The organism is Kitasatospora mediocidica KCTC 9733 (assembly GCF_000744225.1).
In the GTDB taxonomy this organism is placed as follows: Bacteria; Actinomycetota; Actinomycetes; order Streptomycetales; family Streptomycetaceae; genus Kitasatospora; species Kitasatospora mediocidica.
In genome coordinates this window covers 280,226-300,599 of the sequence record NZ_JQLN01000007.1, presented here as the reverse complement: position 1 = coordinate 300,599, position 20,374 = coordinate 280,226, and the positions used below count along the sequence as shown (strand labels likewise).

The 20,374-nt window shown below is 72.6% G+C and carries 17 protein-coding genes; 6 read left to right on the top strand and 11 right to left on the bottom strand.

Annotated elements, in window-relative coordinates; genetic code table 11:
• Positions 1-81: 81 nt before the first annotated feature.
• The 5 genes from BS80_RS31730 to BS80_RS38295 form a co-directional block, all read right to left on the bottom strand.
• Positions 82-1,707 (bottom strand): alpha-amylase family glycosyl hydrolase, encoded by a 1,626-nt coding sequence (locus tag BS80_RS31730; RefSeq protein ID WP_035804680.1) that lies wholly within the window; start codon positions 1,705-1,707, stop codon positions 82-84.
• Between the two features lie 33 nt (positions 1,708-1,740).
• Entirely contained in the window at positions 1,741-3,132 is a 1,392-nt protein-coding gene (locus BS80_RS31725) for a pyridoxal phosphate-dependent decarboxylase family protein (RefSeq protein WP_035804678.1), read from the bottom strand.
• 83 nt (positions 3,133-3,215) lie between these two features.
• The gene (locus BS80_RS31720; RefSeq protein ID WP_035804677.1) at positions 3,216-4,511 is read right to left on the bottom strand and encodes an ATP-binding protein; all 1,296 of its coding nucleotides are present in this window, start codon (positions 4,509-4,511) and stop codon (positions 3,216-3,218) included.
• Between the two features lie 119 nt (positions 4,512-4,630).
• Entirely contained in the window at positions 4,631-5,347 is a 717-nt protein-coding gene (locus tag BS80_RS31715; protein WP_035804676.1) for a class F sortase, read from the bottom strand.
• A gap of 99 nt (positions 5,348-5,446) precedes the next feature.
• Positions 5,447-5,860 (bottom strand): hypothetical protein, encoded by a 414-nt coding sequence (locus BS80_RS38295; protein ID WP_157536725.1) that lies wholly within the window; start codon positions 5,858-5,860, stop codon positions 5,447-5,449.
• 262 nt (positions 5,861-6,122) lie between these two features.
• On the opposite strand from BS80_RS38295, the gene BS80_RS31705 reads away from it, so the two are divergent.
• Positions 6,123-8,060, top strand: a complete 1,938-nt coding sequence (locus tag BS80_RS31705) for a Xaa-Pro dipeptidyl-peptidase (protein ID WP_051967475.1) — start codon at positions 6,123-6,125, stop codon at positions 8,058-8,060.
• Between the two features lie 73 nt (positions 8,061-8,133).
• Here BS80_RS31705 and BS80_RS31700 read toward each other — a convergent pair whose 3' ends face one another.
• Positions 8,134-8,379, bottom strand: coding sequence for a ferredoxin (locus tag BS80_RS31700; protein ID WP_051967474.1), 246 nt, complete (start codon positions 8,377-8,379; stop codon positions 8,134-8,136).
• 4 nt (positions 8,380-8,383) lie between these two features.
• Positions 8,384-9,592, bottom strand: a complete 1,209-nt coding sequence (locus tag BS80_RS31695) for a cytochrome P450 (RefSeq protein WP_035804675.1) — start codon at positions 9,590-9,592, stop codon at positions 8,384-8,386.
• A gap of 283 nt (positions 9,593-9,875) precedes the next feature.
• On the opposite strand from BS80_RS31695, the gene BS80_RS31690 reads away from it, so the two are divergent.
• The 4 genes from BS80_RS31690 to BS80_RS31675 are packed head-to-tail and all read left to right on the top strand — an operon-like array spanning position 9,876 to position 15,186.
• Complete coding sequence (locus BS80_RS31690) at positions 9,876-11,579, top strand: ABC transporter substrate-binding protein (protein WP_035804673.1); 1,704 nt, start codon at positions 9,876-9,878, stop codon at positions 11,577-11,579.
• A complete protein-coding gene (locus tag BS80_RS31685; protein WP_035804672.1) occupies positions 11,580-12,530 on the top strand; it encodes an ABC transporter permease in 951 nt (316 codons plus the stop codon).
• Complete coding sequence (locus tag BS80_RS31680) at positions 12,527-13,516, top strand: ABC transporter permease (RefSeq protein WP_035804671.1); 990 nt, start codon at positions 12,527-12,529, stop codon at positions 13,514-13,516. Before BS80_RS31685 ends, BS80_RS31680 begins: the two co-directional genes overlap by 4 nt.
• A complete protein-coding gene (locus BS80_RS31675) occupies positions 13,513-15,186 on the top strand; it encodes an ABC transporter ATP-binding protein (protein ID WP_035804670.1) in 1,674 nt (557 codons plus the stop codon). The genes BS80_RS31680 and BS80_RS31675 overlap by 4 nt, the downstream gene beginning before the upstream one ends.
• Here BS80_RS31675 and BS80_RS31670 read toward each other — a convergent pair.
• Positions 15,172-16,587 carry a pyridoxal-phosphate dependent enzyme gene (locus BS80_RS31670; RefSeq protein WP_035804668.1) on the bottom strand — a complete coding sequence of 472 codons (1,416 nt, stop codon included), beginning with the start codon at positions 16,585-16,587 and terminating at the stop codon, positions 15,172-15,174. The genes BS80_RS31675 and BS80_RS31670 overlap by 15 nt on opposite strands.
• A gap of 130 nt (positions 16,588-16,717) precedes the next feature.
• Here BS80_RS31670 and BS80_RS31665 point away from each other — a divergent pair, with 130 nt between their 5' ends.
• Positions 16,718-18,553, top strand: a complete 1,836-nt coding sequence (locus tag BS80_RS31665; protein ID WP_051967473.1) for a penicillin-binding transpeptidase domain-containing protein — start codon at positions 16,718-16,720, stop codon at positions 18,551-18,553.
• Positions 18,554-18,567: 14 nt separating this feature from the next.
• Here BS80_RS31665 and BS80_RS41310 read toward each other — a convergent pair whose 3' ends face one another.
• The 3 genes from BS80_RS41310 to BS80_RS31655 all read right to left on the bottom strand — a co-directional run bounded on the left by BS80_RS41310 (position 18,568) and on the right by BS80_RS31655 (position 19,975).
• Positions 18,568-18,714, bottom strand: a complete 147-nt coding sequence (locus BS80_RS41310) for a hypothetical protein (protein ID WP_198045674.1) — start codon at positions 18,712-18,714, stop codon at positions 18,568-18,570.
• A 29-nt stretch (positions 18,715-18,743) separates the two neighbouring features.
• A complete protein-coding gene (locus BS80_RS31660) occupies positions 18,744-19,496 on the bottom strand; it encodes an HAD family hydrolase (RefSeq protein ID WP_035804666.1) in 753 nt (250 codons plus the stop codon).
• A gap of 161 nt (positions 19,497-19,657) precedes the next feature.
• Positions 19,658-19,975 carry a hypothetical protein gene (locus BS80_RS31655; RefSeq protein WP_157536723.1) on the bottom strand — a complete coding sequence of 106 codons (318 nt, stop codon included), beginning with the start codon at positions 19,973-19,975 and terminating at the stop codon, positions 19,658-19,660.
• Positions 19,976-20,374 lie beyond the last annotated feature (399 nt).

The following is a 20,374-nucleotide window of genomic DNA, read 5'->3' as shown; positions in this document are numbered from 1 at the left end:
TCGGTGGTGGCGTCCACCGGTCCGGCGGGCCTGTCAGCTCCCCCCGGGGCCGGATTCTCCGGGCATCGTACGCGCCCGAACTCAGCGGCCGGGTACAGGGGCTGGAGGCAGCCGGAAGATCCCGTAGGAGAACCCGGCCGCCCGCAGCGTCCCGGCGGCCAGCTCCACCCCGTGTACGGCCAGCGGCTCGGCCGGGCCCGCCGCTCGGGGCAGGACGAGCTCCGCGCCGGCGCGGCGGGGGTTGACCACCACCAGGTGCGTGCCGCCGCGCAGATAAACGAACGGGTAGTCCTCGTGCAGGACTTCGACGCCGCCGCCGGGGCCCAGCGCCGGAGTCTCGCGGCGCAGCCGGATCAGCCGCTGGACGTGCCACAGCAGCGAGGCGGGGTCGGCTCGCTGCGCCGCGACGGTGGGGCGTCCGGGGTCGGGGTCGATCGGGAGGTAGTGGATGCCGGCCGGGGCGGTGGAGAACCCGGCGCCCGGGCCGTCGTCCCACTGCATGGGGGTGCGCGAGCCCTGGCGCTGCTCGCTGCCCAGCTGGCTGCCCTCCTTCTCCGCCAGCCCGGGGACGAAGCGCATGCCGATCTCGTCGCCGTAGTAGATCACCGGCAGGGTCGGCCAGCTGAGCAGGAAGGCGAAGGCGGCCGGGAGTTGCTCGCGAGTGCGCGGGCCGCAGGCCAGCCGGGAGAAGTCGTGGTTGGCGGTCGGCAGCGCGATGTGGCCGCGGCCGTCCACGGCGGCCTCGGCCTGCCGCCAGGCGGCCAGGAACTCGGCCGTCGAGCCGCGCCCCTCGGCGTCGAACCAGCAGGGCTCTCCGTGCGCCCAACTTCCCTGGCTGCCCGTCCCGTTGTCCCAGAGTGAACGTAGTGCCCGGCCGGTGAAGTGCAGGAAGAAGTCGGCGTGCAGGCCGGCTGGGACGGAGACCGCCGGATCGCCCCACTCGGCGAGCAGTACGCGGTCCGGGTAGTGGGCGTCCAGCCATTCGCGCATCTCGCCCCAGAGCCGGCCGGTCTCCCGGTGCCCCGGATCGTCCTTGACCAGCGAGGAGGCCATGTCGACCCGGAAGCCGGCCACGCCGAGGTCGAACCAGTGCGCCATGATCTCCCGCAGCGCGGCTCGGTTGGCCAACGGCCCCGGCGCGTCGACCGGTTGGCGCCAGGGCTCGGCGGGGTCGGGACGGGCGTAGCCGAAGTTCAGTGCGGGCTGGATCGGGTAGAAGTTGGCGCGGTAGAAGCCCCCGCGCGCGCCCTGGTTGGGGATCCACTCGCCGACCGGTGCGGCCATCTCGCGGTGAGCAGGCGGCCGGTCCGACCAGATGTAGCGGTCGTCGCCCGGGGTCTGCGCGGAGTGCCGGAACCAGGGGTGGCGGTGCGAGGTGTGCCCGGGCACCAGGTCGAGCAGCACCCGGATGCCGCGCCGTCCGGCCGCCTCGACCAGCGCTACGAGGTCGGCGGTGGTGCCGTAGCGCGGCGCGATCGTGAGGTAGTCCTCGACGTCGTAGCCCGCGTCGCCGAACTCCGAGGCGAAGCACGGGCTGAGCCAGAGCGCGGTGACCCCCAGCCAGGCCAGGTGGTCGAGGCGGGCGGTGATCCCGGGCAGGTCGCCGATGCCGTCGCCGTCGGAGTCGGCGTAACTCTGCGGGTAGATCTGGTAGAGCACGGCGTCGGCGAGCCAGTCGGGGGAGAGGGAGAGCTGACGATGCGTCATGGTGCCAGGGTAGGGCGGGTGGGGTGGCCGGCGTCAGTCCGCGAGCCCGGCGGCGGCCGCGATCAGCGCGCGGGCGATCCGCTCGGCGTCCTCCTCGCCGGTGCGCCAGTTGCTGAACGCGGCGCGCACCGCGGGGGCGCCCTGGTAGAGCGTCGGCGTGGTGAACACCTCGCCGGCGGCCGCGGCGGCCAGCGCGGCCAGGCGCTGCGCGGTCGGCGCCTCGGTGAGGGTGAAGCAGACCACGTTGAGCCGGACGGGGGCCGCCAGGCGCAGCCGCGGCTCCGCCTCCACCGCCGCGCCGAGCGTCCGGGCGCCCGCCACGCAGCGCTCGACGATCTCCCGGTGGCCGTCGCGCCCGTACGCGCGCAGCGTGAACCAGGCCGGCAGGGCGCGCAGTCGGCGGGAGTTCTCGGGGGTGAGGTGCACGAAGTCCGGGACGTCGCCGAGCGGGCCGAGGTAGGCCGCGGCGTTCTGGAAGACCCGGGCCTGCAGATCGGGCCGGCGGGTGAACTGGACGGCGCTGTCGTACGGCACGTTGAGCCATTTGTGCAGGTCGATGCAGAGCGAGTCGGCCAGGTCCATCCCGTCGACCAGGTGCGCGTGCTCGGGCGAGAGCGCGGCGAAGGCCCCGAAGGCGCCGTCCACGTGCAGCCAGAAGGAGTACCGCTCCTTGAGCGCGGCCAGGGCCCGCAGGTCGTCGAAGTCGACGCTGTTGACCGTGCCCGCGTTGGCCACCACGATGCACGGGCCGTCCGCCGCCGCGAGCGCGCGCTCCAGTGCCGCCGGGTCGACGGCCTCCCGGCCCGCCAGCCGGTCCACCGGGATGAGCGCGTCGCGGCCCAGGCCCAGCATCGACAGCGCCTTGCCGACGCTGGAGTGCGGGCTGCCGGAGAGCACCCGGACGCGGCCCAGCACGCCCACGCCCTGGTCGGCCGGCGAGACCCCGAGCTGTTCGCCCAGCCACTCGCGGGCGATCGCCAGGCCGGTGGTGTTGGACATCGTCGCGCCGCTCACGAAGGCGCCGCTGTGCTGCGGGCCGAGGCCGAAGAGCTCGCGCAGCCAGCCCAGCGTCTGCCGCTCCAGCTGCTGGCCGGCCGGCTCGGCGGAGCTGTTGGGGTTCTGGTCGTACGCGCTGGTCAGCCAGTCGCCGGCGAGGGCGGCCGGGGTGGCGCCACCGGTGACGAAGCCGAGGTAGCGCGGCCCGGCACTCGCCGAGAGCGCGGGCTCCCACTCGGCGGCGAACTCCTCCAGCGTGCGTTCCAGCCCGACGCCCGCCCCGGCCAGCGGCCCGCCGACCGGGAGGGCGGCGCCGAGATCGACCACCGGACGCTCCGCCAGGCCGTCGAGGAAGCCGACGGTCCGTTTGCGGACGGCCTCCAGCAGGTCGGGCAGGTGGTCGAGGTCGGTGGCGAGCTGCGGGTGCATCGGACGGCTCCGTTCGTCGGGTACCCACCGACCCTAGACGCGGTGCGGCCGCGCGGTCCCGGGCCACCTCGCATCAGGTGGACTTAGATCCGCGCGTGGGTGGCGATGTCGGCGGTGAAGCCGTCGACCATCGCCGGGGTGACGGTCGGCCGGCAGCGGGCGACGGCGGCCAGGTAGTCGGCGGTGGTGGCGCCGGCGGTGGTCGTGCCGGCGGTCTGGGGGGCGCCGGGGACCGGGCGGGCCAGGTCGCGTTCGAAGGCGGCCTGGGCGGCGCCGCGGGCGGCGTGCTCGATGTCGGCGGGGGTGAAGAGCTCGCTGGCGCCGACCAGCACGTCCAGGTCGACGTCCGGGCGGCCGGCCGCGTGGCGGCGCCAGATCGCCGTGCGGGCGGCGGCGTCCGGGGTGCCGATCGGGATCAGGTAGTCGAACCGGCCCGGGCGCAGGAAGGCCGGGTCCAGCGAGCGCACCGAGTTGGTGGCGCAGACCAGCAGCCGTTCGTCCTGCTCGCGGAAGCCCGGGATGATCTTCAAAAGCTCGTTGGTGATGCCGTGCGCCGCGCTGTCCGGCCGGTCCCCGCGGACGGCGGCGATCTCCTCGACCTCGTCGATGAAGACCAGCACCCGCTCCAGCGCGCCGATCCGGGCGAACGCCTCGCGCAGCGCCGCCGCCAGGTTGCCCTGGTCGGCCAGCCGGGAGGGCAGCAGTTCGACGAACGGCCAGCCCAGCCGGGAGGCGATGGCCCGCGCGAAGGTGGTCTTGCCGGTGCCGGGCGGCCCGAACAGGGCGATCGCGCGCGGCGGTTGGACTCCGTGCCGGGCGGCCAGCTCGGGTTCGGCCAGCGGCAGCACGATCCGGCGCTCGATCAGGCTCTTCTCCGCCTCCATCCCGGCCACCTGGTCCCAGAGGTCGCCCGGCAGCAGCCGGCCGCCGAGCTCCTCCAGCAGGTCCACCGACGGTCCCGCGGCGGGTTCGGTCTTCTCGAAGTACGCGGCGGCCGGCCGCCGGGTGTAGCCGGCGTTGTGCAGGCCCTCGCCCAGCAACTCCTCCTCGGGCAGCACATAGGCGACCCGGCGCACCCGCAGCGCCACCAGCCGCCGCTCCAACTCGCGCAGCAGCGCGCTCGCGAGGCCGAGTCCGCGCCAGCCGGGCGCGATCGCGATCCGCATCACCCAGGCGCGCGGGCCGGCCGTGCAGGCCAGCGCCGCGCCGATCGCGGCGCCGTCGTGCACGGCCACCACCGCGGGCTGGCGGTCGGTCAGCGCGCCGATGCACTCGGCCAGCGAGAACACCGACTCCTGGCCGAGCTCGGCCGTGCTGTCGATCAGGTGCACGACGGTGGCGAGATCGTCCTCGCGGTAGTCGTGGATCAGCCAGTTCATGGGTACCGCCCCTCGCAGCTCGTGGGCCGAGGCTAGGGCGGGCCGGGCCGCGCGGGCGCCCGCCGGGACGGACAACGGGCGGGGCGAAACCGTACGGTCCGGCGCTGGCGTGCGGTCGGTCAGCTCGCCCGGAGCGCGGTGAGGTGGGCGAAGACCACGACGTTGGCGGTGTAGTCGTTCTTCTTGTGGTCGTACGTGCCGCCGCAGGTGATCAGGCGCAACTGGGCGTCCGGGGTGGCGCCGTAGACCCGGTCGTCCGGGAACTTGTTCTTGGCGAAGGCCTCGGCGCTGTCGACGGTGAACTCGGCGGTCACGCCGTCGTCGCGGGCGATGTCCACCTTGCTGCCGGCGGGCAGCGCGCTCAGGTTCCAGAAGACGGCCGGGGAGGTCTTGGTGTCCACGTGCCCGAGGACCAGCGCGGGGCCGCGGTTGCCGGGCACCGTGCCGCCGCGGTACCAGCCGACCAGGTTGGTGTCGTCGGGCGGCGGTGCGTTGAGGGCGCCGTCGGCGCCCAGGTCGAGCGAGGTGAAGGGCGCGTTCACCCCGATCGACGGGATGGTCAGGCGGACCGGGTGCGCGTCGGGCGTGACCAGGGCGTGCACCGCCGGCTTGCCGCCGGTGCTGGGGCTCGGGAGGCCGGCCAGCGGGGCGTGGGCGGCGGCCGGCTGCGGTGGCAGCGCGGTGGCGTCGTCCAGCGACTGATGGATCATGAACAGGCCCAGCAGACAGGCGCCGAGGGCTCCGTAGAGCACCCGGCGCCGTTGGCGGCTCATCGCGGGCGCGGTGCCGGTCGGCGGTGCTGTCGAGCCGTCGGGGGCCGGTGCGTGCTTGCCCATCGGGCGCCTCTCTCGGTGTGGGTGGAGCGGGTGCGCCCCGCGCGGCGCGCCTCCGTCGGGAGGGCGCCGTGCGGGGCGGGTGAGGTCAGGGCGGCGGGGTCAGGCCGCGAGGCCGCCGACCGGCTTGCGGCGGCGCAGCGCGACGGCGCCCACGGCGATGCCGCCGACCAGCAGCGCCGAACCGGTGGCCAGGCCGCCGGTGCCCAGCGCCGCGAAGCCGCCGCCGGTGTGCACGGCGCCGTGCGGGCGCTTGTCGCCCTCCCAGGCCTCCTTGCCCTTCGACTCGTCGCCCTTGGCCTCGTCGGCCTTCTTGTCATCGGCCTTCTTGTCGTCCCACTTCTTGTCGTCCGCCTTCTTGTCGTCGGCCTTTTTGTCGTCTGCCTTCTTGTCGTCCGGCACCGTGACCGCTCCGGTCTTGGTGCTCGGGTCGACGTCGGCGTGGGCCATCGGGGCGGCCATGCTCAGAGCGGCAGCGGTGAGAGCGGCAGCGGCAAGGTGGTGTACACGACGCATGAGAGTGAGTCCTTTCGGGGGCGCCCCGGAGGGCGACTGATCGTCAGCCTGAGGGAATCCGGGGGCGCTCCACCCACAGTCCGTCGCGCACAGTGGCGACGCGACTTCGGATCGTACAAACGCGTGACGCTGCGCAGCGGGAAGTCGGCGGCGCCGGTGTGCCGGGCGGGCGTTGGGCCAGGGAGTGTGTCACGCTGGTAAAATTTGACGGCACAGCGTCAAAACCCTTCTGGCGACCGCCTCGGACTCCTACCGTCGGGGCGTGATAACTCCTCGCTCCCGCTTCCTGGCGGTTCTTGCCACGCTCCTTCTGGCCTTCGCCGCCGCCCTGGTGGCCCCTGCCGCCGCCCGGGCCACCCCCGGCCAGCCGGCCTCTGTACGGAACGGCACCAGCCAGCCCGTCTACTCCTACGCCAACGCCATCCGGGAGACCGTCTGGGTCGACACCGGTCTCGACAACGACGGCCGCTCGGGCACCGACCGGGTCGCCGCGGACATCATCCGGCCCAGCGAGCCGGCCGCGGCCGGCCAGAAGATCCCCGTGATCATGGACGCCAGCCCGTACTACTCCTGCTGCGGGCGCGGCAACGAGAGCCAGCTCAAGACGTACGACGCCAACGGCAAGCCGGTGCAGTTCCCGCTGTTCTACGACAACTACTTCGTCCCGCGCGGCTACGCCGTGGTGCTGGTCGACACGGCCGGCACCAACCGTTCGCAGGGCTGCGTGGACGTCGGCGGCCCGGCCGACGTCACCTCGGCCAAGGCGGTGATCGACTGGCTGAACGGCCGCGCCAACGGCTACAGCTCGGTCACCGGCGGCAGCGTGGTCAACCCCACCTGGACCAACGGCTCGGTCGGCATGATCGGCAAGTCCTGGGACGGCACGATCGCCAACGGCGTGGCCGCGACCGGGGTGCAGGGCCTGAAGACCATCGTGCCGATCTCCGCGATCAGCTCCTGGTACGACTACTACCGCTCGGACGGCGCCCCGCTCTACAGCGGCACCCCCGCGGACCTGGCCTCCGACGTGGAGAGCTCGACCGCCGCGCCGAACTGCTCGACGGTCCAGAGCCAGCTGGCCTCGGGTTCGCCCTCCAACGGCAACTGGAGCTCGCTCTGGCAGGCCCGCGACTACGTGGCGTCGGCAGCCAACGTCAAGGCCAGCGTCTTCGTGGTGCACGGGATGGAGGACCTCAACGTCCGCGACATCAACTTCTCGCAGTGGTGGTCGGCGCTGGCCCAGACCGGCGTGGACCGCAAGATCTGGCTCTCCCAGACCGGGCACGTGGACCCCTTCGACTACCGGCGCAGCGCCTGGGTGGACACCCTGCACGACTGGTTCGACCACTACCTGATGGGCGTCGACAACGGCATCCAGAACGGTCCGGTCGCCGACGTCGAGCGGGCCCCCGACCAGTGGACCCAGGAGCAGAGCTGGCCGGCCCCCGGCACGGTCGCCAGCACGCTGAACCTGACGCCCGGCGCGCTGACCACGGGTGCGGGCAGCGGCAGCGCCGGCTTCACCGACAACCCCTCGCTCGGTGAGGACAACTGGGCGGCGGACGTCGACCGGACGACCTCGGAGAAGACCGCGTTCACCACCGGCGCGCTCACCCAGCCCCTGCAGATGTCGGGCCAGGGCTCGATCACGCTGAAGGTCACGCCGTCCACCAAGAGCGCGCACCTGAGCGCGGTGCTGGTCGACCTCGGGCCGGCCACCATCCGCAACTACGAGGGCTCGGGCGAGGGCATCAGCACGCTCAGCACCCGGTCCTGCTGGGGCGACAGCACGGCGGGCGACAGTGCCTGCTTCCTGGACACCGCCGCCGACACCGAGCAGGTGGGCTACACGATCTTCAGCCGGGGATGGGCCGACCTCGGGCACTACGCCGGGCTGAACTCGGCGGCCACCATCACCCCGGGCAAGGCCTACACGATCACCTTCAACCTGGCCGGAACCGACCATGTGGTGCCCGCCGGGGACCGGCTGGCGCTGATCGTGGCCGGGACGGACAACGGGTTGCTCAACCCGGCGTCCACCAGGCCGAAGGTGACCATCGACCTGGCGCACTCCTCGCTCCAGCTGCCGCTGGTCGGCGGTGCGGGCACCCTGCCGGCGGCGGGCAAGCACACCGGTGGTGCGCTGCTGCCTGGGCTGACGGTTCGTCAGAGTGCGGCCGGGCGTTCCTCGTTCCAGTAGCGTCGAAGACCGGTCCCGGGGTGGTTGCCCCGGGGCCGGTCACACCGATCGGGTGCTCAGCGCGCTCGGGCGCTCACCACGCGGGCGCGATCTGCTCCCCGGTGTCCACGCGGTGGACGGCCAGCGCCTCCACCGGGCAGAGTTCGGCCGCCTCGGTGACCCCCTCGCGGTCGGTGGTGGCCGGGCGCAGGGCGCGGGCGCGGCCGTCCTCGCCGAGGGCCAGGTCGGCCGGTGCGGCCCCGGCGCACAGTCCGGTGCCCACGCAGCGCGCGCGGTCGACCCGTACGACCAGGGCGGGCGCGGTGTTCTGGCGGTTCACCCGGTCACCAGCCGACCGGCAGCACGAGCGGGCTGCGGGTGAGCAGGCCCAGGCGCCACTCGATGGCGTCGGGGGCGACCTCCAGCCGCAGGCCCGGCAGTCGGCGGGCCAGCCGGTGCAGCGCCAACTCCAGCTCCATCCGGGCCAGCCAGGCGCCCAGGCAGTGGTGCGGGCCGGCCCCGAAGGTGAGGCTGGGCGTCGGCAGCGGCGCGAAGAGGTCGCGACCGCTCTCCTCGCCGTAGACGGCCGGGTCGAGGTTCGCCGGCCTGGTGTCGGCGGCCACCACGCTGCCTGCGGGGATCAGGACGCCGCCGATCTCCACGTCCTGCACCGCCCGGCGCAGCAGCCCGGGCAGGTGATCGCTGTCGCCGAGCGGGACGGTGCGCAGCAGCTGCTCGGCGGCGGTCGACGCGGCCTCCTCGCTGGTGCCGAGCCGCAGCCAGTCCTCGCGGGCCTCGCCGAGCAGGTAGACCAGCGCGTTGCCCAGCGAGGTCATCGTCGTCTCGTGCCCGGCCACCACCAACCCGCAGACCAGCGAGACAAGTTGCCGCTCGGTCACCTCGCCGTCCTGGTCACAGGCTCGCACCAGGCTGCTGACCAGGTCCTCGCCGGGCAGCCGCCGCCGCTCGGCGACCAGGGCGCCCGCGAACTGCCCGAACTCCTCCATCGCCTCCTGCACCTCCTGCGCGGAGTAGGCGGCGGCCGAGAGCGCGTGGTCGCTCCAGTGCCCCAGCCGCTTGAGGTCCAGGCCGTCCAGTCCCATCAGCCGGCTGATCACCGCGACCGGCAGCGGGCGGGTGAACGCGCTGACCAGGTCGATGGGTTGGCCGGCATCGGTCAGGTCGTCCAGCAGGCCGTCCACCACCGAGGCCACCCAGGGGCGCCAGCGTGCGATGGCCCGGGGGGTGAAGGCGCGCTGCACGGTGCGGCGCAGCCGCTGGTGTTCGATGCCGTCCAGATTGAGCATGCCGTCCGGGTCGTCCAGCAGGTTCGGGTAAGGCGTCAGCGGGGGAGCGTCGGGGGCGTACAGCGCCGCCCGGTTGAGCCGCGGGTCCGTGAGCACCTGGCGGACGTCCGCGTGGCGGCGCACCACCCAGACCGGTGTACCGGTGACCAGCGAGGCGAGGACCGGCGGTCCGGGGGCGGTGAACCGCAGGCAGTGCAGGGGAATGAGCGCGGGTGCGGCGGTCGTGTCTTCGGCGTCGAGGGACATCGATCCTCCTGGCGGTAGGCCGGGGCACTGTCAGCACGCGCGGTGCCCCTGATGCTACTGACGGTAAACGTCCGACGCGGGCTCAACCAGGGGGTGGAACAAGCCAAATGATGTCGTGGGCTGTCCGGCGGTGGTCTCCGGCTTGCCCCGGCTTTCCTCATGTTGCGGGCATATGGCAGTTCGATGGGCGGTCTTGACCGGTCTTGCCGATCACTCCAGAGTTCGTCATGTCCCTGCCCGTCGCCGAGGGCGCGGACATCCCCCCACGTACGAGGAGTTGGGCATGAGCAAGAGCAGGGCCGTCGCCGCGGCCGCCGGATTCGCGCTGCTGGCCGGGCTGGCCACAGCCTGCGGCGGTGGCACGGCCAAGAGCTCGGCGACCGCCGCCTTCGACCCGGCCACCTGCCAGGGTGGAACGCTCACCGTGCTCGCCCAGCTGGGACAGGGCAAGTTCGACCCGGCCGAGCTCTACACCTCCGGCGGCGGCAAGGTCCCCACCCTGGTGTTCCGCACCCTCACCACGCGCAACCACACCACGGGCGGCCCGGACGGCGCCAAGGTGGTCCCCGACCTGGCCACCGACACCGGCGAACCCAACCAGGACGCCACGGTCTGGACCTACCACCTCAAGCCCGGGCTGAAGTTCGAGGACGGCACGCCGATCCGCTCGCAGGACGTCAAGTACGGCATCGAGCGCTCCTTCGCGCCGGAACTGCCGGGCGGGCCGCCCTATCTGCGGGACTGGCTGATCGGCGGCGAGCAGTACCAGGGCCCCTTCAAGGGCGCCGACCTGCCCTCGATCGAGACCCCCGACGACAGCACGATCACCTTCCGGCTCACCAAGCCCGAGGGCGACTTCCCCTTCCTGGCCACCGCCACCCAGTTCGCGCCGGTGCCCAAGGCCAAGGACACCGGCACCGACTACCAGAAGCATCCGGTCTCCTCGGGGCCGTACGAGGTGACCAGCAACGACAACGGCAAGTCCATGGTGCTGGACCGCAATCCGTACTGGTCGCGGAGCATCGACGACCAGCGCCTGGCCTGCCCCGACAAGATCGTCTACACCTCCGGGCTCGACCCGGCCGTGATCAACCAGCGCCTCGCCGCGAGCAGCGGCGACGATGCCCGCGCCGTCAGCGGCGACACCGACATCGACGCCGGCATCCTGGCCAAGCTGAACACCGACTCCGCGCTCAAGAGCCGGGTGGCCACCGGCTACTTCGGCGCCACCCAGTACCTGGCCTTCAACCCCACGGTGAAGCCGTTCGACAATGCCCTGGTGCGGCAGGCGATCTCCTACGCGGTGGACCGCACCTCGGTGATCAACGCGGTCGGCGGCAGCGCGGTGGCCAAGCCCGCCACGACCTTCCTGCCTGACCAGCCGGCCTTCGGCTACACGCCCTACGACTACTTCCCGGCCGGGCCCAGCGGCGATCCCGCCAAGGCCAAGGAGCTGCTGGCACAGGCGGGTTACCCGAACGGGCTGAGCATCACACTGAGCCACGCCACCGACCAGAGCGACATCGGCCCGGCGGTCGCCGCCGCGGTGCAGGAGTCGCTGGGCAAGGCCGGGATCACCGTCAAGCTCGACGCCTCCGCCGATGACGACTACTTCACCAAGACCCAACTGCCCTCCAGCGAGCCCGGCTTCTTCATCGGCGGCTGGGGAGCCGACTGGCCCTCCGGCGGTCCCTTCCTGGCCCCGATCTTCGACGGCCGGCAGATCCTCACCGCGGGCGGCAACTTCAACTCCGCGCAGCTGAACGACCCGCAGGTGAACGCCGAGATCGACGCCGCCAACAAGCTCACCGACCCCGCCAAGGCGCAGCAGGCCTGGGGACAGCTGGACGCCCAACTCGGCAAGCAGGCCTGGACGGTGCCGCTCTACCACCCGGTCTACAAGCGGCTGGTCGGCAAGGACGTCAAGAACGCGTACGTGAGCCAGTGGAACGGCGTCTACGACCTGTCCCGGATCTCGGTCAAGTAGATGTCGAGTCCCACGCCCGCTTCGCCCTCCAGCCCGGTCTGGCGGCGGCTGCGCGCCAACCGCGCCGCGATGGCCGGCCTGCTGGTGGTCGTGCTGCTCCTGCTGCTGGCCGCCGCCGCACCGCTGGTCGCCGCGCTGGAGGGGCAGAATCCGACGGCCTTCCACAACGAGCTGATCGACTCCGCCACCGGCGGCGTGCCGATCGGTCCGTTCGGCGGGGCGAGTGCCCGGCACTGGCTCGGCGTGGAGCCGGGCACCGGTCGCGACGTGCTGGCCCGGCTGGTCTACGGCGCGCAGGTCTCGCTCTCGGTCTCGATCGGCGCCACCGTCGTGCAGGTCGCCCTCGGCACGCTGATCGGGCTGGCCGCCGGACTCGGCAACCAGCTCGCGGACACCGTGCTCAGCCGGACCATGGACCTGGCGATCGCCTTCCCCGGGCTGGTCTTCGCCATCTCGCTGATGGCGGTGGTGCCCGGCTCGTTCCCCCGCCCGGTCCTGCTGATGCTGGTCCTCGGCGTGCTCGGCTGGGGCGGCACCGCCCGGCTGGTGCGCGGGCAGGCGCTCACCCTGCGCTCGCTGGACCATGTCGCGGCGGCGCGGCTCAGCGGGGCCCGCTCCTGGCGCACCGCGCGGCGCGAGATCCTGCCCGGGCTGGCCGCGCCGGTGATCACCTACGCGGCGCTGCTGCTGCCCGGCAACGTCACCGCCGAGGCCGGGCTGTCCTTCCTCGGCGTCGGGGTGCGCCCGCCGACCTCCTCCTGGGGGCAGATGCTCTCCGGCGCCACCACCTGGTACCAGGCCGACCCGGCATACGTGCTGCTGCCCGCCGGGCTGCTCTTCGTCACCGTGCTGGCCTTCACCGTGCTCGGCGAGGGGCTGCGCACCGCGCTCGACCCGCGCGCCAAGTCCCGCCTTCGCAGGGCGCGTTCGCGTCGGACGGTGGCGGCGTGATCCGGTTCCTGGTGCGCCGCACGGTGAGCACGCTGACCGTCATGCTGGTGCTGTCCGTGGTGGTCTACCTGGTCTTCTACGCCGCCCCGCACGACCCCGCCCTGCTGGTCTGCGGCAAGGGCTGCGACGGCGCCCGGCTCGCCGTCGTCCGGCACAAGCTCGGCACCGACCTGCCGCTCTGGCAGCAGTACTGGCAGTTCCTGCACGGGCTGCTGGCCGGACGGGACTTCGACGCCGGGACCGATATCACGCACTGCGCCGCGCCGTGCTTCGGCTACTCCTTCCAGACCGACCAGCCGGTGCTCGGCATGATCACCGCCAGGCTGCCGCTGGACGCCTCGCTGACCGTGGGGGCGGCCGTCCTGTGGCTGCTGATCGGCATCGGCGCCGGCGTCCTGTCGGCGCTGCGGCGCGGCGGGATCGGCGAACGGGCGCTGACCGGTGTGACGTTGGCGGGCATGGCGATGCCGGTCTTCCTGGTCGGCCTGCTGCTGATGATGCTCTTCTGCGGCTACCTGCAGTGGCTGCCCTTCCCGACCTATGTGCCGTTCACCCAGGACCCGTCGGCCTGGGCTGCCAACCTGGTCCTGCCGTGGATCTCGCTGGCCCTGGTGACGGCCGCCAGCTACGCCCGGATGACCCGCAGTTCGCTGCTGGAGACGCTGGCCGAGGACCACATCCGCACCGCCCGGGCCTACGGCCTCGGTGAACGGCGGATCGTGCTGGGACACGCCCTGCGCGGCGCCCTCACCCCCGTCATCACGCTGCTCGCGATGGACCTCGGGGGACTGCTCGGCGGCGCCCAACTGACCGAGTCGGTCTTCGGGTTCGACGGTATCGGCCGGCTCCTGGTGGAGTCGGTGAACAAGATCGACCTACCGGTGGTGGTGGGGGTCACGCTCTTCGCGGGCTTCTTCATCGTCATCGCCAACGCCCTGGCCGACCTGCTCTACGCACTGGCCGATCCGAGAGTGGGACTGCGGTGACGGACGACTCTGTGCTGCTCGAAGTGGCCGACCTGCGGGTCGACTTCGGCGCGGTCCGTGCGGTGGACGGGCTCTCCTTCACGCTCCCGGCCGGGGAGTCGCTCGGCCTGGTCGGCGAGTCCGGCTCGGGCAAGAGCACCGTCGCCGCGGCCCTGCTCGGGCTGCACCGGACCGGTGGGGCCGAGGTGAGCGGCTCGATCGTGCTGGACGGCACCGACGTCCAGCGCGCCTCCGACGCGGAGTTGCGCCGGTTGCGCGGCGCCCGGGCGGCGATGGTGTTCCAGGACCCGCTCTCCGCCCTCGACCCCTACTGGTCGATCGGCGCGCAGATCGCCGAGGTGCACCGGCTGCACACCGGCTCCAGCCGCCGGGCCGCCGCCGAGCGGGCGGTTCAGGTGCTCGACCGGGTCGGCATCCCCGACGCCGCCCGGCGGGCCGCCGCGCACCCGCACGAGTTCTCCGGCGGGATGCGCCAACGGGCCCTGATCGCCATGGCGTTGGCCTGCACGCCCAAGCTGCTGATCGCCGACGAGCCGACCACCGCGCTGGACGTCACCGTCCAGGCGCAGATCCTCGACCTGCTGCACGAACTGCGCGTCGAGCACCGGATGGCACTGCTGCTGGTCACCCACGACCTGGGCGTGGTGGCCGGGAACACCGACCGGGTGCTGGTGATGCGGGGCGGCCGGGCCGTCGAACACGGGTCGGTGGCCGAGGTGCTGGGCGCGCCGGCCGACCCGTACACCCGGGAACTGGTCAGCGCCGTACCGAGGCTGGACGCCCGGCGGGAGCCGTCGACGGCGACGACCGGCGACGTCCTGCTGAGCGTCCGGGAGCTGCGCAAGGAGTATCCGGTCGCCAACCACGGCCTGCTCGGCCGACGGGAGCGGCTGGCCGCGCTGGACGGCGTCAGCCTGGACCTGCACCGCGGCGAGGCGCTGGGCGTGGTGGGGGAGAGCGGTAGCGGCAAGACCACGCTGGGTCGGCTGCTGGTACGCCTGTTGGAGCCCACCGCCGGACGGATCCTCTTCGAGGGGCGCGATCTTGCGCACGCCTCCGAGCGTGAACTTCGGCCGGTGCGGCGTGAGTTGCAGATGGTCTTCCAGGATCCGCTGTCCTCGCTCAACCCGCGTCGGACGATCGGCGACGCGATCGCCGACCCGCTGCGGGTGCAGGACCGGGCCGGCGAGGCGCAGGCCCGGGCGGCGGTGGGCGAGTTGCTGGAACGGGTCGGCCTGCAACCGGACTGGTACGGCCGCTACCCACACGAGCTCTCCGGCGGTCAGCGCCAACGCGTCGGCATCGCGCGGGCGTTGGCGCTGCGGCCGAAGGTGCTGGTGTGCGACGAGCCGGTCTCCTCGTTGGACGTCTCCACCCAGGCCCAGGTGGTCCGGCTGCTCGCCGAGCTGCAACGGGAGTTCGGGCTGACGCTGGTCTTCGTGGCGCACGACCTGGCCGTGGTGCGCCAGGTCAGCGACCGGATCGCGGTGATGCGGGCCGGCCGGGTGGTCGAGCTGGGGGACGCCGACGACGTCTACGAGAACCCACAGCACCCGTACACCCGGCAGCTGTTGGCGGCCGTGCCGGTCCCCGACCCGGTGGTGGAGGGGGACCGGCGGCTGGCCCGCGCGGCGCTTGCGGGGTCAGTTGCGGGGTCAGTCCTTCAGTAGCGCGCGCAGCTCGGCCGGGCCGACCAGGCCGACGGCGTACCCGTCGTACAGCACCACGGCGGAGCTGAGCCCGCGTTCGGTCAGCTCCGCGAGCGTCGCCTCGGCCGGCCGGCCCGCGCCGAACTGCGGGAGCGGGGCGGCGAGATGGTCGCCGACCAGGTCGCCGGGCGCGGCGCTGCCGTCCGCCACCGCCGCCGCCAGCTGCTCCAGCGACACCGTGCCCACCAGCTCCGAGGCGGCGGGCTGACGGCCCGGGCCGATCGGGCAGGGGCCGACCGACAGGACGGGGTCGTCTCCCTGCGCCTGCCGCGCGCGCAGCGCCTCCAACGCCCGGCCGACCGTGCTGTGGTGGTGCAGATACGGCAGCGGCTGCTCGCGCCGGTCGCCCGACAGCGCGTCGCCGACCCGCGGGAGCGACTCGTCCCCGTCCAGGAAGCCCAGGTGCAGCAGCCAGTCGTCGTTGAAGTATTTGGAGAGGTACTGCTTGCCGGAGTCCGGCAGCATCACCACGACCAGGTCCTGCGGGGTCAGCCCGGCGGCCACCCGCAGGGCCGCGGCCACCGCCGTCCCGGCCGATCCGCCGACCAACAGGCCCTCCTCGCGGGCCAGTCGGCGGATCGTCAACAGCGACTCGCGGTCGCCGATCGGCAGGATGTCGTCCACCACGTCCTGGTGGAACGACTTCGGCCAGACGTCCTCGACCGTCTCCGGGTGGCGGAAGTGCCCGGCCGCCTCCACGAAGTAGGGCCGCCCGTCGCCCCCGCCGTACACCGAGGCGGTCGGGTCCGCGCCGATCACCCTGACCTTGCCGTCACTGGCCTCCTTGAGGAAGCGCCCGGTACCGCTGATCGTGCCGCCGGTGCCCACGCAGGAGACCAGGTGGGTGATCCGGCCCTCGGTCTGCCGCCAGATCTCCGGCCCGGTGCTCGCGTAGTGCGCGCCCGGGTTGTCCGGGTTGTCGTACTGCCCGGCCAGCCAGCCGCCCGGCGTCTCCTCGGCGATCCGGGCGGCCACGTTGAACAGGTGCTCGGGGTGCTCCGCCGGCAGCCCGCCGCGTCCGACCAACACCTCGGCGCCGTAGGCGCGCAGGGTGGCGACCTTCTCCGTGCTGGCCTTGTCCGAGATGACGAGAATCGCCCGGTACCCCTTGGAGGCGGCCACCATCGCGAGCCCGACCCCGGTGTTGCCCGAGGTGGCCTCGACCACCGTGCCGCCGGGCTTGAGCGCCCCGGACTTCTCGGCCTCCTCGATCATGCGCAGACCGACCCGGTCCTTCACGCTGCCGCCTGCGCTCAGGTACTCGAGCTTGGCGTAGACGGGGGCACCCGTCCCCTCGGGCGTGCGCAGGCGCACCAGCGGGGTGTTGCCGATGAGGTCGAGCAGGGATTCGTGGGCTTCCATCGCGCCAGCCTAGACGGACCGGCACGTGCCGTGAATTTCTCGAAGTGGGTGCGACAAGATGAGTGGGTCACGCGTTCAATGAGTGGCATGTCCGCCCGAATCGTCGTGCGGACTCCGGGGGGAGAATGCGATGGACCAGGACCACACGGTCGGCGCCGAGCAGGACGGCGACGACGAGGACGTACTGCTGTACGACAGACACGGGGACGGCGGCCGGGAGTTCGGCGGCGGGGAGTACCTGGACGGGGACGACGACGGCGAGGAGCCCGCGGGGCGCCGGAGCGCCGGTCGGGCCCTGAAAGTCGGGCTGGCCGGCGTTACGCTCGGCCTCCTGGCGGTGGGCGGCCTCGGGGCGTACAACCTCGTCTCGGCGATAGGCGGCGGCTCGCACGCCGCCGGCCCGCCCGGGACGGGCAGCCAGGCGTCCCGAGCCTCCACCGTCCCGCCGAGCGCCGACCAGGCGGCGGCCGCCGAGCAGGCGTTCCTGAGCGACTGGGCCAAGGGCGACCTGGCCGGCGCCGGTGCGCTGACCGACGCCCCGGACACCGCGATCGACGCGCTGACGGCGTTCGGGCAGTCGGTGCACCCGAGCGCGCTGGCCTTTGTCCCGAGCGGGCCGCCGAGCGGTTCGCCCGTTCCCTCGCCGGCCGCCTCGCCCGCGGCGGCGGGCCTGTTGACGCTCGGCTTCAAGGCCACGGTCTCCTTCGACGGCGCCGCCACCCCGTGGACGTACGACGGGCGGCTGAGCGTCGAGCGCGGCGACGACGGGCGGGCGCTGGTGCACTGGGTACCGTCCGTGATCCACCCGCTGTTCGGGCCGGGCGCGGCGATGACCATCCGCTCGCTGCCCGTCCCGGCCGCCGCCGCCGTGACCGACCGCCAGGGCCGACCGCTGGGCACGTTCCCCTCACTCGCCCCGCTGCTCGCCACCCTCCAGACGCCCGGCAGCTCCGCCCCCGGCGCCCCCGGCCGGGCTGTGGTGATCACCGACGTCGCCGGTGGCACGACCACGCACCAGCTGTTCGTCATCTCCCAGCCGGCGGCCGCCCAGCCCACCCGGCTGACCCTGGACGCCGACGTCCAGGCGGCGGCCGAGGCGGCGGTCACGCAGCAGTCCTCGGGCGGCAACCCGGCGTCCCTGGTGGCGGTCGAACCCAGCACCGGCAACATCCTGGCGGTGGCCAACGCCTCGGCCGGCGGCTTCAACGCGGCCTTCCTCGCGAACATCGCGCCCGGCTCGACGATGAAGGTGATCACCGCGGCCGCCCTGCTGGAGGCAGGGGACCAGCCGCAGACGGCCGTCCCCTGCAGGGCCACCACCAACTCGCCCAAGGCCTGGCACAACGACGAGCCCGGCGACCACCTCGGCTACACGCTGGCCGACGACTTCGCGCAGTCCTGCAACACCGCCTTCATCGACGAGAGCCGGGCGAAACTGGCCCCCGGCGCGCTCGGCCGGACCGCCCAGCAGTTCGGCCTGGGCCAGCCCTGGTCCACCGGCCCGGGCGTGAGCAACTTCGACGCGAAGATCCCGGACCCGACCAACTCGGACGACGCGGCCGCCGAGGCGATCGGCCAGGGGGAGATCCAGGCCAACGCGCTGACCATGGCGTCGGTCGCGGCGACCGTCGAGAGCGGTGGCTTCCGTCAGCCGATCCTGCTGGCGGGCCAGCCGCAGGCCAAGGCCGGCCAGTCGCTGCCCGGTTCGGTCGCCCAGCAGCTGCGGAGCATGATGGCCGGGGCCGCCGCCGACGGCACTGCCCAGTCGGCGATGTCCGGCCTCACCGGCCGGGTCGGCGCCAAGACGGGCACGGCGCAGGTGGACGGCGCGCCCGCCCCCAACAGCTGGTTCGTCGCCTACCGCGGCAACCTCGCCGTCGCCGCCGTGGTCCAGGGCGGCGGTTACGGCGCGGCGGCCGCCGGGCAGGCGGCGGCGCACGTCCTGGCGGTGGGGAACGGGGGCTGACCGTCCGTCGGGCCTCAGGTGCCGCCGGGCTGCGCCCCGGCGGCACGCAGCCGCACACCGCTGTAGATGAACAGCCCGCTGCGCGAGAGCTCGGGCAGCGGCGGCACGGAAAGGAGGTCGGCGAGCTCGAAGAGCTCGCCGCCGAGGACGTCCTCGTTCATGGCGCGGGACATCACGGACAGGGGCCGCACTACGCCGAGGGGGTGGTGCTGACTCCAGGTTCACCGAAGTTCCGGCGGAACGGTTGAGGATGCGCAGCACGCGATGCCCGCGTGGCGTCCCGGCTCCCCCTGGACACATACGCGTCGAATACAGCGGTATCGAGATCCTTGAGGGAATCCAGTACCAGAGTGGCAATCGCATAGCGAGGATCGCTGCGATCAGCGGCCTCGGGAACGGCGACTACCGTCATCTGGGCTGACACGCCAGCGAGGACGCCGGTGAGCGAGTCCTCGATCACCATGCATTCGTCGGGTGACGCGCCGAGTGCGGCGGCTGCGCGGAGATAGGCGCCCGGGTGGGGCTTGCCGTGTTCGTCGTCTTCGGCCGAAAACACGGCATCGAAAGATCGGTCAAGGCCAGTGCTCGCGAGCGCATGCCGAATCACCGACTCCGGCGAAGATGACACGACGGCCATCGCCCTCGATGCACGCGCGCACGCCGCGACGGCGTGTTCGGCACCGGGTTTCAGCGCCGCTCCCTCCAGCCTGCGGCACACGGCGGCCACGATCTGCTGCTCTACGTCGACGGGGTCGGCTTGAATGGTGGCCCGATCGAACCAGTAGGCCACCATGTCCCTTTGCCGCATCCCACGCGTCGCCGCCTGCATCTCCGTCGTGAGGTGCAGGCCAAGCGGACCGAACACTTCACGCTTTGCCGCGTCCCAGATCGGCTCGGAGTCGATCAAAAGGCCGTCTAGGTCGAAGAGGACAGTCGGTTGCATCGGTTGCTCTTTCGTTGGCGATCACGCGAGGAGGAGACGATTCAGCCGCTCCCGCACGGACTGGAGTGCCTCGTCGCCGAGGCCGAACTTTGCCTGGCGCCTTGCTGACTCCTACCAGGCCAGCCATCGGACGGGGCGAACGTTGCCTGATGCGGCACCAGTCAGAAGTCAGGGCGAACTCGTAGAGCCGCCAGGGCAGCTGGCGCTTGATCGGGCTTGAACGACCAGCCGGGCATACCGCCCCAGGCAATCGACACGCGCAGGTACGCGACCAGGGTGATGCCGGGCCGGCCGCTCACACCGTGGAGCACTGGGTCGGCCGCGTTCTGGGCCATCTCGATGTCGTGGGTGGCGCCGCTGATGTTGGCCTTGTGCAACTCGTCCGGCGCGAAGTCGAAGAAGAATCCGTCCTCGCCGACCTCGGGGTCGTCTTCAACGGCATCCTGGTAGTCATCCCAGCTCTCGCGCAGGTGCTGCACGGTTAGGAAGGACCAGCGGGTCAGGAAGGATGGGGGCGGCGCTGTACTGGCTTCCCTCGGCATAGCATTCCTTCAGTGCCGGACAGTCCCCGGCGAACCATGCTCCGCCGACCACACGGAAGCAGGCGTCCAGGGCCGGGGGCACGGAGCCGATCTCGGCCTGAAGAAGATCGAGATCCCGTAGTTCCTCGGCCGTGGCTGGCTCGCGGATCGGAAGGACAGGAACGAGTCCGAGTTCAGTCAGCTGCTCTGCGAGACGATCCACATGACGTGCCACCCGTTGCATCGTTGCCCGCGCCACACCTCGGCAGTCCTCATCAAGCCCCTCCGGAACAGGGCCAAGACGGCGTAGGTCCGCCCAGACGCCTTCGTGGTCACCACTGATGTATCGCTGTGTAA

Coding starts and splice junctions, on each gene's coding strand:
- BS80_RS31685 (WP_035804672.1), top strand. CDS start 11,580: ATGTCGAGTCCCACGCCCGCTTCGCCCTCCAGCCCGGTCTGGCGGCGG.
- BS80_RS31670 (WP_035804668.1), bottom strand. CDS start 16,587: ATGGAAGCCCACGAATCCCTGCTCGACCTCATCGGCAACACCCCGCTG.
- BS80_RS31725 (WP_035804678.1), bottom strand. CDS start 3,132: ATGCACCCGCAGCTCGCCACCGACCTCGACCACCTGCCCGACCTGCTG.
- BS80_RS31720 (WP_035804677.1), bottom strand. CDS start 4,511: ATGAACTGGCTGATCCACGACTACCGCGAGGACGATCTCGCCACCGTC.
- BS80_RS31690 (WP_035804673.1), top strand. CDS start 9,876: ATGAGCAAGAGCAGGGCCGTCGCCGCGGCCGCCGGATTCGCGCTGCTG.
- BS80_RS38295 (WP_157536725.1), bottom strand. CDS start 5,860: ATGCGTCGTGTACACCACCTTGCCGCTGCCGCTCTCACCGCTGCCGCT.
- BS80_RS41310 (WP_198045674.1), bottom strand. CDS start 18,714: ATGAACGAGGACGTCCTCGGCGGCGAGCTCTTCGAGCTCGCCGACCTC.
- BS80_RS31660 (WP_035804666.1), bottom strand. CDS start 19,496: ATGCAACCGACTGTCCTCTTCGACCTAGACGGCCTTTTGATCGACTCC.
- BS80_RS31715 (WP_035804676.1), bottom strand. CDS start 5,347: ATGGGCAAGCACGCACCGGCCCCCGACGGCTCGACAGCACCGCCGACC.
- BS80_RS31695 (WP_035804675.1), bottom strand. CDS start 9,592: ATGTCCCTCGACGCCGAAGACACGACCGCCGCACCCGCGCTCATTCCC.
- BS80_RS31730 (WP_035804680.1), bottom strand. CDS start 1,707: ATGACGCATCGTCAGCTCTCCCTCTCCCCCGACTGGCTCGCCGACGCC.
- BS80_RS31665 (WP_051967473.1), top strand. CDS start 16,718: ATGGACCAGGACCACACGGTCGGCGCCGAGCAGGACGGCGACGACGAG.